At 65.5% G+C, this 12297-nt stretch carries 10 protein-coding genes; 3 read left to right on the forward strand and 7 right to left on the reverse strand.

Annotated elements, in window-relative coordinates; genetic code table 11:
• Positions 1 to 98: 98 nt before the first annotated feature.
• Positions 99 to 1730 (reverse strand): 3-(methylthio)propionyl-CoA ligase, encoded by a 1632-nt coding sequence (locus BMZ48_RS07200; RefSeq protein WP_234981557.1) that lies wholly within the window; start codon positions 1728 to 1730, stop codon positions 99 to 101.
• Between the two features lie 133 nt (positions 1731 to 1863).
• Between BMZ48_RS07200 and BMZ48_RS07205 the strand changes: the two genes are divergently transcribed.
• Both BMZ48_RS07205 and BMZ48_RS07210 read left to right on the forward strand, forming a co-directional pair.
• Complete coding sequence (locus BMZ48_RS07205) at positions 1864 to 2307, forward strand: acyl-CoA thioesterase (RefSeq protein WP_091533374.1); 444 nt, start codon at positions 1864 to 1866, stop codon at positions 2305 to 2307.
• A complete protein-coding gene (locus tag BMZ48_RS07210; RefSeq protein ID WP_091533377.1) occupies positions 2304 to 3431 on the forward strand; it encodes a zinc-dependent alcohol dehydrogenase family protein in 1128 nt (375 codons plus the stop codon). Before BMZ48_RS07205 ends, BMZ48_RS07210 begins: the two co-directional genes overlap by 4 nt.
• Positions 3432 to 3504: 73 nt before the next feature.
• Here BMZ48_RS07210 and BMZ48_RS07215 read toward each other — a convergent pair whose 3' ends face one another.
• From BMZ48_RS07215 to BMZ48_RS07235, 5 genes are all read right to left on the reverse strand, one after another.
• The gene (locus BMZ48_RS07215) at positions 3505 to 4938 is read right to left on the reverse strand and encodes an aldehyde dehydrogenase family protein (protein WP_091533379.1); all 1434 of its coding nucleotides are present in this window, start codon (positions 4936 to 4938) and stop codon (positions 3505 to 3507) included.
• A gap of 78 nt (positions 4939 to 5016) precedes the next feature.
• Positions 5017 to 6720: a DUF1631 family protein gene (locus BMZ48_RS07220; RefSeq protein ID WP_159431112.1), complete on the reverse strand. Its 1704-nt coding sequence runs from the start codon at positions 6718 to 6720 to the stop codon at positions 5017 to 5019.
• 168 nt (positions 6721 to 6888) lie between these two features.
• Positions 6889 to 9297 carry a DUF6351 family protein gene (locus BMZ48_RS07225; protein WP_143383651.1) on the reverse strand — a complete coding sequence of 803 codons (2409 nt, stop codon included), beginning with the start codon at positions 9295 to 9297 and terminating at the stop codon, positions 6889 to 6891.
• Between the two features lie 69 nt (positions 9298 to 9366).
• The gene (locus tag BMZ48_RS07230; RefSeq protein ID WP_091533387.1) at positions 9367 to 9681 is read right to left on the reverse strand and encodes a hypothetical protein; all 315 of its coding nucleotides are present in this window, start codon (positions 9679 to 9681) and stop codon (positions 9367 to 9369) included.
• A gap of 30 nt (positions 9682 to 9711) precedes the next feature.
• On the reverse strand, positions 9712 to 10275 hold the full coding sequence (locus tag BMZ48_RS07235) for a thioredoxin family protein (protein ID WP_091533389.1): 564 nt from the start codon (positions 10273 to 10275) through the stop codon (positions 9712 to 9714).
• A 195-nt stretch (positions 10276 to 10470) separates the two neighbouring features.
• Here BMZ48_RS07235 and metK point away from each other — a divergent pair, with 195 nt between their 5' ends.
• Positions 10471 to 11679, forward strand: coding sequence for a methionine adenosyltransferase (metK, locus tag BMZ48_RS07240; protein ID WP_091533392.1), 1209 nt, complete (start codon positions 10471 to 10473; stop codon positions 11677 to 11679).
• Between the two features lie 234 nt (positions 11680 to 11913).
• On the opposite strand, the gene BMZ48_RS07245 is transcribed toward metK, so the two are convergent.
• The gene (locus BMZ48_RS07245; protein ID WP_091533435.1) at positions 11914 to 12177 is read right to left on the reverse strand and encodes a ComEA family DNA-binding protein; all 264 of its coding nucleotides are present in this window, start codon (positions 12175 to 12177) and stop codon (positions 11914 to 11916) included.
• Positions 12178 to 12297: the final 120 nt, after the last annotated feature.

Here is a 12297-nt window from a genome sequence, read left to right on the forward strand (position 1 = left end):
CCCGCCGGTAGCCTGGCTACCGGCGGGTTTTTCGTTGCCTTGCTGCGAAAAGCAGCGTACGGAGAGAGTCTGCGCTGCGGCTGATGGCCGAAATCGCCTCAGGCCGTCGGCAGCTTGTGATCCTTGAAGATCTCGCGCAGGCGCAGCTTGGAGATCTTGCCGGTCGCGGTCATCGGCAGCTCGCTGACGAAAACGACGTCGTCGGGAATCCACCACTTCGCGACCTTGCCCGGATACAGCGCCAGCAATTCCTCCCGGCTGACCTCCTGTCCGGGTTTCTTGACGATGATCAGCAAGGGCCGCTCGTCCCATTTCGGATGGCGCACGCCAATCACGGCAGCCTGGGCCACGGCGGGATGGGCGCAGGCGACATTCTCGAGATCGATCGAGCTGATCCACTCGCCACCGGACTTGATGACGTCCTTGGATCGGTCGGTGATCTGCAGGTAGCCATCGGGGTCGAGCGTGCCGACGTCACCGGTGGGGAACCAGCCATCGCGCAAAGGGCTCTCCGTGGCCCTGTAGTAGCGGTCGATCACCCAGTACCCCTTGACCAGCAGATCGCCGAACGCCTTGCCGTCACGCGGCAGCTCGCGGCCATCGGCATCGACGATCTTGAGCTGCACCCCGAATGGCGGACGACCCTGCTTGACCTCGATCGCGAACTGCTCCTCTTTCGACAGCGCGAGATGCTTCTTCTTGAGCGTGTTGAAGGTCCCCAGCGGCGATAGCTCGGTCATGCCCCAGGCGTGATGGATCTTGACGCCGTAGTCGCGCTCGAAGGTTTGCATCAAGGCCGGTGGACAGGCAGACCCGCCGATCACGCATTTGCGCAGCGTCGTCAGCCGCAGCTTGTGGGTCTGCAGATACTGCAGCAGGCCTTGCCAGACCGTCGGCACGCCGGCGGAGAAGGTCACCCCCTCGGTCTCGAACAGTTCATACAGGCTCGCACCATCGAGCGACGGGCCCGGGAACACCAGCTTGGCGCCGACCATCGGAGCGATGTACGGAATCGCCCAGGCATTGACGTGGAACATCGGCACCACGGGCAGGATGCAATCGCGTGCCGAGGCACCGAAAACATCCGGCAAGCTTGCACTGAAGGTATGCAGCAGCATCGAGCGGTGCGAATAAAGCACGCCCTTGGGATTGCCCGTCGTGCCCGAGGTGTAGCACAGCGTGCAGGCGCTGCGCTCGTCGAATTCCGGCCAGTCGTAGCGGTCCGTCTCGGCGGCGATCCACTCCTCGTAGGCAATCAGGTTGGGAATCGGCTGAGCCGGCATGTGGGCGCGATCGGTCAGCGCGACCCAGTGCTTCACGCTCGGGCATTTGGCAGCGATCGATTCGACCAGCGGCGCGAACGTCAGATCGAAACACAGCACCGTATCCTCGGCATCGTTGATGATCCACGCGATCTGCTCGGCAAACAGGCGCGGATTGACCGTGTGCATGACGGCCCCGATGCCGGAAACGGCGTAATACAGCTCGAAATGGCGATAACCATTCCAGGCCAGGGTTGCGACGCGGTCGCCCGGCTGCACACCGAGGCGCTTCAACGCATTGGCCAGCTGGCGTGCGCGGCGCGCGGCATCGGCGTAGCCGTAGCGGTGGATCGACCCTTCGACCGTGCGCGAGACGATTTCGGTATCACCGTGATACTGCTCTGCATGGCGCAGCAGCGACGAGATCAATAGCGGGGCGTCCATCATCTGCCCTTGCAGCATCGGCATTGCCGGTCTCCTCCAGCGGTGTGCGAGAAGCCAGATTATGGTGCAGGATCATCCCCGCTGGGTAGTCCCGGGCTTTGCCGGCGCCAGCCGCGCAGCCTAGGATCACGACCCAGAATGTTTTTCGGGAGCGCCCGTGGGAACGAGCCGCCACGATTATCCCTACCTGCAGCGCATCACCACGCGCTGGAAAGACAACGACGTCTATGGCCACGTCAACAATGTCGAGTACTACAGCTACTTCGACACCGTCATCAATACCTGGCTGATCCGCGAAGGGGGTCTCGACATCCACGCCGGCGGCGTGATCGGCGTGTGCGCGGAATCGCATTGCCGCTACCTCGATTCCCTGGCCTTTCCAGACTCGATCGATGCCGGATTGCGCGTCGCTCATCTCGGGCGCTCCAGCGTGCGCTACGAGATCGGCCTGTTCCGCGAGCAGGCATCGACGCCGGCGGCCGAGGGCTGGTTCGTGCACGTCTTCGTCGATCGCGCCAGCCGCCGACCGACCCCGATACCCGAACGCCTGCGCGCAGCGCTCACGCGCCTGCACGTGCTCTCGCCGGAGTCCGCCGCATGAAAGTCCGCGCCGCCGTCCTCAGCCAGATGGGCCTACCCGCGCCTTATGCCCGTTCGCAGCCGTTGCGCGTGACCGAACTCGAACTCGATCCGCCGGGGCCAGGAGAACTGCTGGTGCGCGTGCGTGCCGCAGGCCTGTGTCATTCCGATCTTTCCGTGATCGACGGTTCACGCCCGCGGGTCATGCCGATGGTGCTGGGGCACGAGGCGGCGGGTGAAATCGTCGAGTGCGGCCCTGACGTCGCCGGTTTTGCACCCGGCGATACCGTTGTGTTCGCCTTCGTGCCCAGTTGTGGCCATTGCAGCTACTGCGCCGAGGGCCGCGCCGCTCTATGCGAACCCGGCGCACAGGCCAATGTCGCCGGCACCCTGCTGTCGGGGGCGCGGCGCTGGCGCGCGGACGACGGCACTATGCTGCATCACCACCTCGGTGTTTCCGCGTTTGCCGAGTACACGGTCGTCTCGGCGCGCTCGGCCGTGCGCATTGATCCGGACCTGCGGCCGGAAATCGCCGCGCTGTTCGGCTGCGCGGTCATGACCGGTGTCGGTGCCGTCGTCAATACGGCACATGTTGCGCCTGGGGACAGCGTCGCGATCTTCGGCATGGGCGGGGTCGGTCTTGCCGCCCTGCTCGGTGCGCTTGCCGCCGGCGCCCACCCGATCGTTGCCATCGACGTGCTGCCGGCCAAGCTGGAACTGGCCCGCTCACTCGGCGCGACGCATACCGTGCTGGCCGGTCCGGACGGCGTCGCCGAGGTGCGTGAGATCACACGCGGCGGAGCCGCCTGTGCGCTCGAAACCGCCGGGTCGGAAGCGGCGCTCGCGCAGGCCTATGCTGCGACGCGCCGTGGCGGCACCACGGTCACCGTCGGCCTGCCTCATCCGCACAAGCAGTTCGCGATCTCTGCCGTGAGTCTGGTCGCCGAAGAACGTACGGTGAAAGGCTCGTACATGGGTTCCGCCGTCCCCCGGCGCGATCTGCCGCGCTACATCGCCCTGCATCGCGCCGGTCGCCTGCCGGTGGACCGCTTGCTCACCCATACGCTCGCGCTCGACGAGATCAACCCCGCCTTCGACCGCCTGGCGTGCGGCGCGGCCGTGCGCCAGGTCGTGCTATTCCCCTAGAGCACTGGGCGCAAAATCGGCGCGGTGCGGACAAAACGCACCGCGCGGACATCGGCGGAGCAGCCGGCGCCTGCTAGCGCGGCGGGGTGCGCACGACCATGATCCGTGGTTCGGTCAGATGCTCGATCGCCCAGGCCACGCCCTCGCGACCCAGCCCCGATTCCTTGACTCCACCGTAGGGCATGTGATCGACGCGGAAACTCGGCACGTCGCCGATGACGACCCCACCGACCTCGAGCCGGTTCCAGGCTCGCCGCGCCTTGTGCAGATCACGCGTGAAGACACCGGCCTGCAGCCCGTAGCGGCTATCGTTGACCTCGTCGAGCGCGGCCTCGAAGTCGTCGAAGGGCGCGAGCAGCGCGACCGGACCGAACGCCTCGCAGGCGTAAAGCTCACAGTCGCGCGGAACGTTCTCCAGCAACGCCGGCGTCATCAAGGCGCCGTGGCGCTCGCCACCGCAGAGCAGGCGCGCGCCGCGCGCGATCGCCGCCTCGATCCACTCTGCGAGACGGATCGCCTCGCGCTCGGCGATCAGCGGGCCGACGAAGGTCCGCTCGTCACGCGGATCGCCACAGACGAGTGATCGCGTCGCCGCGACGAGACGCTCGCGCAGGGCCGCGTAAATCGACCTGTGCGCGAGGATGCGTTGCACGCTGATGCAGGACTGCCCCGACTGGTAAAAAGCGCCGAAGATCAATCGCTGCACCGCATCGTCGAGATCGGCATCGGCATCGACGATGCAGGCCGCATTGCCGCCCAGCTCCAGAATCACTTGCTTGTGCCCGGCGCGGGCCTTGATGTCCCAGCCCACCGCCGGCGAGCCGGTGAACGACAGCAGCTTGATCCGCGCGTCGCGGATCATCGGTTCGGCATCCGCCGGCGCACACGGCAGGATCGAAAATGCGCCTGCGGGCAAGGCGGTTTCGGCGAGGATCTCGCCGATCAGCAAAGCCCCGACCGGCGTGCTGCTCGCCGGCTTGAGGACGAATGGACAACCCGCTGCGATCGCCGGCGCGATCTTGTGTGCGGCCAGGTTCAACGGAAAATTGAACGGGCTGATGAACGCACAGGGACCGACCGGCACGCGCTGAATCACCGACCAGTACCCGTGGGCGCGCGCACTGATATCGAGCGGCAGGTAGTCGCCGGTCAGACGCACCGCTTCGCCGGCGGCGTATTTGAAGGTGTCGATCAAACGGGTCACCTCGCCGCGCGCGTCGCGGATCGGCTTGCCGGCCTCGATGCACAGCGCCATGGCCAGCTCATCGGCACGCTGCTGAAACCGCTGCACGCAGTGTTCGAGGACCGCCTGGCGGGCATAAGCCGGCAGCTCGGCCATCGGCCGCGTTGCGGCGGCGGCATGGGCGATGGCTTGCTCGACGAGCGTGCGGTCGGCGAGCGCGACCTCGGTTGCGATCGCACCCGAGTACTTGTCGGTCACCGGCAGCCGGCGCCCGGTCTCCAGCGGCTGGCCGGCGAGATAGAGCGGATAGGACGGCTTGAGCATGCGGACCCTCTCTCGGTTCGTGTCGGTGTCGTGACGGACGGCACGTCAAGCTGCATGCGGCCGACAGGCCAATCCGCATCAAAACGGCAGACGCTGGCGCGCGCTCTGCCAGGCGGTTTCGAGCAGAGCCTGCGCTTCTTTGACACGCTCCGCGGACATCCCGGCCGCAGAGAGCTCCGCGCTCATCTCCGCGACCAGCGTCTGCCAGCTCGGCGGCGGGGGCATCTCGCCATCGGACGTTTCCAGCTCGTCGAGCAGCTTTTCCATGCGTTCCAGATCGGCGCGCCAGTGCGCGTTATCCGCGCCATGCTGCAGCAGCCGCTTGACCAGCAGCGGGCCCCAGCTCGTGTTGAGGAATTTGATCGCCGGGTGCGGGATCGGCCGGCCAAACGTGCGCAGCTCCAACTCGCGCACGACCAGGCGCTTGGCTTCCTGCACCACCGCCTCCCGGCGCTGCTGTGCCTGCCGCCGCTGACCCTCGAAAAAGCGGGCGATCTCCTCCTCGCTGATCGGCTGCGCGGTGAGCATGGCTTCGCGCACGAAGTCGGGGGCAAGATCGAACTGCACGAGCACCTGCTGCAAGACTTCGGCCATCTGCCGCGCCTCGACGGTACCGGTGACGCGTGAAGTCGCCGCCTTGAGCATCAGCTCGTTGACGAGGCTACGCAGCGGATGCGTCAGGGCGGTAAACAGGGTCGCGTCGGTAAGCGCGGATTTCACCAGCGGGAAACGCACCGACTCATGCTGCGGCCCCAACTCCTGCGGCACCAGCGGATCTTCGGTGGCTTCGTTGAGAAACTGACCGGCCAGCGAGATCCGTTGCAGCGGCACCCAGCGGCGCTCCGGCGGAATGTCAGGCCCGCCGCTGAGTGGTGCTTCGGTCTGCAGGGCGAGTAAATCGGCGGCGAGCCTGCTGTCGGAATAACTCTCGCCATCGATTGGCCCTTTGGCCACGGCGGCCTCGAGCATCGCCCGCGTCTTGGCATCGATCGGGCGCACCTTGGACGCAGCGGCCGGCGTTGCCCGGGCATGCGCCGGTGCGGTGGCAGGCGCCGGCGCGCTGGCTGCCGTCTGCATCGGCTGCGCGCGCAAGGTCTCGCGCTGCAGCAAGGCCTGCGTCTCGGTGACCCGCACCTCGATATCGGCCAGGGCATCGAGCAAAGTGCGGTAGAAGCGCGGCAACAGCGGCAGGACGTGCTCGTCGAATTGCTCGAACAGCAGGCGCAGCGCGCCCCCCGAGCAATTCATCGCCACCGCCGTCTCCTGCAGCGCGTGGCACAGATCGGCCGGCGAGACGGCACCGGCGCGCACCGGGAAATACACCGTGCGGCGCACGCTCTGCATGCGCGCATCCAGATCGGTGATCAGCGCCGCATATTGCGTTTCCGCGCGCAGCTCGGCGCGGGTCAGCAGCAGCACGTCACCGCGTTCGGGATCGACGGCCGCGGAATCGCCGGTACGCGCCGCCCCGATCAGCCGACTCTCGACGCGCTGGATGAAATCGCATGTCCAGTTTTCTCCCCCAGGGCCTTTCACGGCCTGGGCCAGTTCGAGGCAGGCGCGTCGCTCTGCAACGCTTTGCGTGGAACGCGCTCGTTGGACGAGCACGAGGGGCAGTTGACGCATGAAGCCGCCGAAGAGCTCGGTCAGCGCGCCGGCTACCGTGCGCCGTAGCGCATCGACCGCGGGACTGCCCGGCGGCCGCTGGGGCCCCTCGGCATCGGCCGAGGTCGGACCGTCCTGGCCTTGTTCCATCGGCGTGCGCTCCGGAATCCTGTTCATCGCCATCCTCGCTTGCCTGCGCCGCTGCGCGTCCTTGCCTGCATGACCCGCTGCCGGGCACGCGGATGCCTGACATTACGCGAATCCGCTGTGCCTGGCAGTACCACACCCCCTCTCCGCCGACGAAAGCACCCAGTCTGGGCATGAACGGGCGATGGGCAGCGCGGATCAATCCACCGGCACCGACCGCGCGACCCGCCACCTGAGTTCATGCGGGGCACGCAACACCGCGCCCCCCAGCGACGGCCAGATCATGCTGTGCTCGACGTCGCCGACCGCCGGCTTGCGGTAATCGCATACGCCCTCGGGGAAGATTTCGGCGAGTTCGGCGAGCTGCGCCGGCGTCAGGGGCACGGCATAGTCATTCGGATCGATCGGCTTGAGCTGACATTTGATGATGTCGTCGGTCATCGGCATGCCGGCCACCATGCGCGGCGTGCGGGTGACCGGCAGCAGCGTCGCGCATGGCCCGAGCCCCGATCCGTCGGCTTCCCAGGTCTCGGGCACGTCAACGCGTAAGGGGATGTCCAGGCCGGGCACACCGGCGCCCGGCAGCAGGGGCAGTTGCGCGATCCCCAGCGGCAGGAGGATTGCCGATGGCAGCTCCAGCCGTCCGCCGACCGTGCCGAACGTGCAGCGGTCACCGGCTGCCGCCGGCTTGGCGGCGATCACCGCCTGTACGTGATCACCTCCGTATTCGGGCCGGCGCGCGCGCAAGGCCTGCAGCCATTCCTCCATCACCGGGTAAGCATCGGCCTGGGTGACGACACCGCGCCAGATCGCCTGGGTCTGCTGCTGGCCGGTGCGCGCGTTGAGGCGCGCGCGCACCGTGAACGGGCGCACCGCCTCATGGATGTTGGCGGTCGGAATCAGATCGAGATAAGGCGCAAGATCGAGCACCGGCGTTTCGGCCAGCGCACCGCGGCCGATGACCGCGCCGATGCGATAAGCCAGGGCCGCCAGTTCCGGATCCATGCGGTGGCGCTCGGGGACGTAATTGCCGTCGATGTCGAAACCGCCGATCTTGCGGTTGAGATCGGCGAATTCCTCGAAACTGATCGTCCCGTCATTGAACGCCGCCAGCCCGTACTGCACACCGACGTTGTCGAGCGGACGCCGGGCAAAGCCGGTCCGCGGGTCCCGCCCGAAGAGGTTGACGTTTGCGTCCTGGATCGTACAGCGCACGCCGTGGGGACGCTCGGTCGGGTGATAACGGATCTCCTCGGGCACCGAACAGCCACGCGTCGGATCGATACGGTCGAGGAAGGTATCGACCCAGCTCTGGCAGATCGCGTTGTACTGATTGCCGGATAACAGATTGTGGCCGTTGACCGCGGCGCGCTTGGCGTCGGTCCAATCGAGATCGCTGTTGGCGTAATAGTGCTGCAGCAGACCACAATCGGTGACTGTCATCGCCGTCGACAAAATGTCGGCGAATGTCGCCGTCGGCAGGCCGGCAGAAAGCAGCCCCGGTGCATTGTTGATCGCATTGTACTGCTGCAGGGCCGCACCCGAGCCGTTGGTGCCCACCATGAACTCGATCGGCCCGTACTGCTCGATGATGTGCTCCTTGACCATCATCGTCGTCTCGATGCTGACCATCGGATTGCAGTGCACGCCGTACGCGGACAGCGTCGAGTGCACGGTGATGTCACCCTTGCCGAGCCGATCGGTGATACCGACCAGATTGATCAGTAGCCGATCGGCCGACAGCGTCGTCAGATCGAGATTGCCGAGCACGAACGTCGGATCGTTGCGCCCCTGGTCGTAGCCGACACCGCAGGATTCGCCATAAGCGTAGTAAACGCGGCCATTCCAGTTCACGGCATCGAAGGGCGCATCTGGCCCGCGCGCTGCCGGATCGTCGAGCACGGCGATACGCACGATGCCGCGGTTGATCGTCGCCGATTCGACCCGCACGACGAAGGGCACGGCGCGGCCATCGCTCGTCTGCGTGGTCATCGTGTCGGAAGGATAGGGCGCATAAGGATCGTCGAGCGGATGGAAGCCCTGATCCTCGCTCGACCGGTAAAACCACTGGTATTGCGTCGGCACCGAGCAGTCCTCATCGAGCGGCTCGCCCAGGCCGACCTCGGCGGTGCGGCACTGAAAAGGCTCCTGGTGGGGCCCCGAAATCACCGGCCCGGTGATTGGATGATTGCGCACGCGCAGCGCGGCACGGCGCGTGCCGGATCCACCCCGTGCGGTCGCGACGATCAGATTCTCCCCTTCGACCAGACCGGTGACCAAACCGCGCACCTGACCGTCCGCCTGGCGCGCAAACACACCGCTGACATCGACCCCGTTGCGGGTCACGGTATAGGCATCGTCGGGTGCAAGTCCGCGCAGAGCCACCAGCACGTCACCACCGGTCACCGCATCCGGCAGCGTCGATAGGGTGATCAGCTCGAACTCGCCAGCGGCGAGCGCCGGTGTGCGCAGCGTATGGAAATCGGCGTTTACGACTGGCGTCTCATCACCGCCGGCACCGACCGGAGGGTCGCTGTCGCCACAGGCAGTGAGCATCAAGACCACCCCCATCCACCCCGCCCAGCCGAGACACCGCCTCGTCAGCATCGCTCCCCTCCTCGCATACAGCCGCAGCATTTTCAGCCCGACGATGGTAGCGCGCCCATCTGTCTGTGTTCAGTGCCGCTCGCCAGAAAACCGGCGCCGCGTGGCGCGGTAAAGCAGATAGACCGCCCACGGAAACGCCAGTGTCCACCAGCCCACGGCCTCCGCCAGCGGCGCCGGCGCGGTAGTCTCGGCATAGCGCGCGCGCCAGACCCCCAGATACAGCGCGATGAACGCCCACGGCAGCTGGGTGGATACAGCCCACAGCAGACGGGACCACCAGGGAGTGCGGCGGCAAGCCAGAATCAGCACCGCCGGGAGAACCACCACCGCCAGTGCGAGCACGCGCAACAAAAGGCTGTCAGCGAGCAGCCAGTCGGCACTCATGGAACTTGCCCGTGCTGTCGGATTGCAATCTCATGCGGCTTCGCGCCATTTGATGTTGCAGCCCATGCTCGGCTTCTGGTCGGGATCGACCGGCCGGCCGGCGAGCACGGCATCGAGCGCCGCCCGCAGGTCGGCGCCGGTCAACGGCACGCCATTGCCCGGCGTCGAACCATCGAGACGGCCGCGATAGACCAGCTCAAGCTGGCCATTGAACACGTACAGATCCGGCGTGCACGCAGCCTGGTAGGCACGGGCCACGGCCTGGGTCTCGTCGTAAAGATAGGGAAACGGATAGCCGAGCTGCGCGGCAACGCGCCGCATCTGCTCCGGGCCATCCTCGGGATAGCGCTCGGCATCGTTGCTGGAAATGGCGATGAAGGCGACCCCGCGCTTTTGATAGTCACGCGCCAATCGGATCAGCTCCGGATTCACGTGCTTCACGTACGGGCAATGGTTGCAGATGAACATCACCACGGTCGCGATCTCGGATTTGAGATCGGCCAAGGCCAGCGTGCGACCGCTGACCGTGTCTGGCAGTCGAAAATCCGGTGCGCGCGTGCCCAGTGGCAGCATCTTGGAAGCCGTCAATGCCATGATTCGAATCCTGGAAAATCCGTGGTCCAGGCAGTGTAGCAACCGTTTTGCGATGCTGGCCGCGACTACCCCGGTGACTTACAATATCCGCCTATCCGTATGGACAGATCGCAGCGCGGCCCCGGATCGTGCGCGCAGCGGTTCGTTCCGCCCGGCATCTCTTGCCCATCCCGTATCACTTTCGAGGTCCCCGACGTGAGCCACTTCCTGTTTACTTCCGAGTCTGTTTCCGAAGGACACCCCGACAAGGTCGCCGACCAGATCTCGGACGCCGTGCTCGATGCGATTCTCGCGCAGGACAAGAAAGCGCGCGTCGCTTGCGAAACCCTGGTCAAGACGGGTGTTGCCATCGTCGCCGGGGAAATCACCACCAGCGCCTGGGTCGACCTCGAAGCCCTCGTGCGCAAGGTCATCACCGACATCGGCTACACCTCTTCCGACGTCGGCTTCGACGGCGCGACATGCGGCGTGCTCAACCTGATCGGCAAACAATCCCCCGACATCGCCATGGGCGTTGACCGCAAAAAGCCCGAGGAACAAGGCGCCGGCGACCAAGGCCTGATGTTCGGTTATGCCACCAACGAGACCAAAGAGCTGATGCCAGCGCCGATCTACTACGCCCACCGCCTGGTCGAACAACAGGCCAAGGTGCGCAAGGCCAAGAAAGGGGGCCTGGCCTGGCTGCGGCCGGATGCGAAATCCCAGATCACACTGCGTTATGAAAACGACGTCGCCGTCGGCATCGATGCCGTCGTGCTCTCGACCCAGCACGACCCCGGCATCAAACTCAAGGACCTCCGCGAAGCGGTGATGGAGCACATCATCAAGCCGGTTCTGCCCGCAAAGTGGATCAGCAAGCAAACCAAGTTCCACATCAATCCAACCGGCAACTTCGTCATCGGTGGCCCGGTCGGCGACTGCGGCCTGACCGGACGCAAAATCATCGTCGATTCCTACGGCGGCTGGGCCCGCCATGGTGGTGGCGCGTTCTCGGGCAAGGACCCGTCGAAAGTCGACCGCTCGGCCGCGTATGCTGCGCGCTACGTTGCCAAAAACATCGTCGCCGCGGGGCTTGCCGACCGCTGCGAGGTGCAGGTGAGCTATGCCATCGGAGTTGCCGAACCCACCTCGATCATGGTCACAACCTTTGGGACCGGCAAGATCAGCGACCAGGCGCTCGACAAGCTCATCCGGCGTCATTTCGACCTGCGCCCCTACGGCATCATCAAGATGCTCGACCTCGTACACCCGATGTACCAGGCCACGGCAGCCTACGGCCATTTCGGCCGTAAACCCTACGAAGTCAAACTGGACAACGGCGAAACCTTCACTGCGTTCTCGTGGGAGAAAACCGACAAGGCCGAAGCGCTGGCAGAAGACGCCAAAAAACTGGGCAAGGCATAAAGTCTTCCCTGCATCAAACCTGCATCAAAAAACCCAAGGGGCGCTTTTCGCGCCCCTTACGTTTGCACGTCCGGATCACCCGCAAACTGCACCCAGGCACTGACACCCGCGCACTGATAAGGCATCAAAAGCCTGCGCACTGCCTGGATCGGGGAGTCGAAGCAACCCATCCCCGCTTCAAAAAAGAAGGCGAGCCAAAGCTCGCCTGCAACCCTCCCTCGAGGCCGTTTTGCTTCAGTCCTTGACCTTGATGTTGTCCTTGTTCTGCTCGTAAATCGCCGGACCTATCCCCTCCACACGCGTGATCTCCTGCGGCGCCTTGAACAAACCCCGCTCCGCACGGTCCTTCACAATCGCCTCCGCCTTCGCAGGACCCACACCCTTGAGCTCTTTCGCCAGGGTCTTCGCATCCGCCGTGTTGATGTTGACCACACCCGCATGGGCCACACCCACCACCAAACCCGCACCCACCAGCACCGCCTTGAACCACGTATTCATGTCTTGTCCCTCCACTCTTGCGTCTTCTTGCCACGCCCACACCAGGCGCATGCCCACCCTACCCCAGCACGCCGCGCAACACACTTCCCCAATCGGCTAGTCCTCACCCCACCAAACGGA

Source organism: Fontimonas thermophila (assembly GCF_900113085.1).
GTDB lineage: Bacteria > Pseudomonadota > Gammaproteobacteria > Nevskiales > Nevskiaceae > Solimonas > Solimonas thermophila.

What these genes read in the sequence shown, in the direction of transcription:
- BMZ48_RS07210 (WP_091533377.1), top strand. Translation starts at nt 2,304, where the DNA reads ATGAAAGTCCGCGCCGCCGTCCTCAGCCAGATGGGCCTACCCGCGCCT.
- BMZ48_RS07230 (WP_091533387.1), bottom strand. Translation starts at nt 9,681, where the DNA reads ATGAGTGCCGACTGGCTGCTCGCTGACAGCCTTTTGTTGCGCGTGCTC.
- BMZ48_RS07245 (WP_091533435.1), bottom strand. Translation starts at nt 12,177, where the DNA reads ATGAATACGTGGTTCAAGGCGGTGCTGGTGGGTGCGGGTTTGGTGGTG.
- BMZ48_RS07235 (WP_091533389.1), bottom strand. Translation starts at nt 10,275, where the DNA reads ATGGCATTGACGGCTTCCAAGATGCTGCCACTGGGCACGCGCGCACCG.
- BMZ48_RS07220 (WP_159431112.1), bottom strand. Translation starts at nt 6,720, where the DNA reads ATGAACAGGATTCCGGAGCGCACGCCGATGGAACAAGGCCAGGACGGT.
- BMZ48_RS07225 (WP_143383651.1), bottom strand. Translation starts at nt 9,297, where the DNA reads ATGCTGACGAGGCGGTGTCTCGGCTGGGCGGGGTGGATGGGGGTGGTC.
- BMZ48_RS07215 (WP_091533379.1), bottom strand. Translation starts at nt 4,938, where the DNA reads ATGCTCAAGCCGTCCTATCCGCTCTATCTCGCCGGCCAGCCGCTGGAG.
- BMZ48_RS07200 (WP_234981557.1), bottom strand. Translation starts at nt 1,730, where the DNA reads ATGCCGATGCTGCAAGGGCAGATGATGGACGCCCCGCTATTGATCTCG.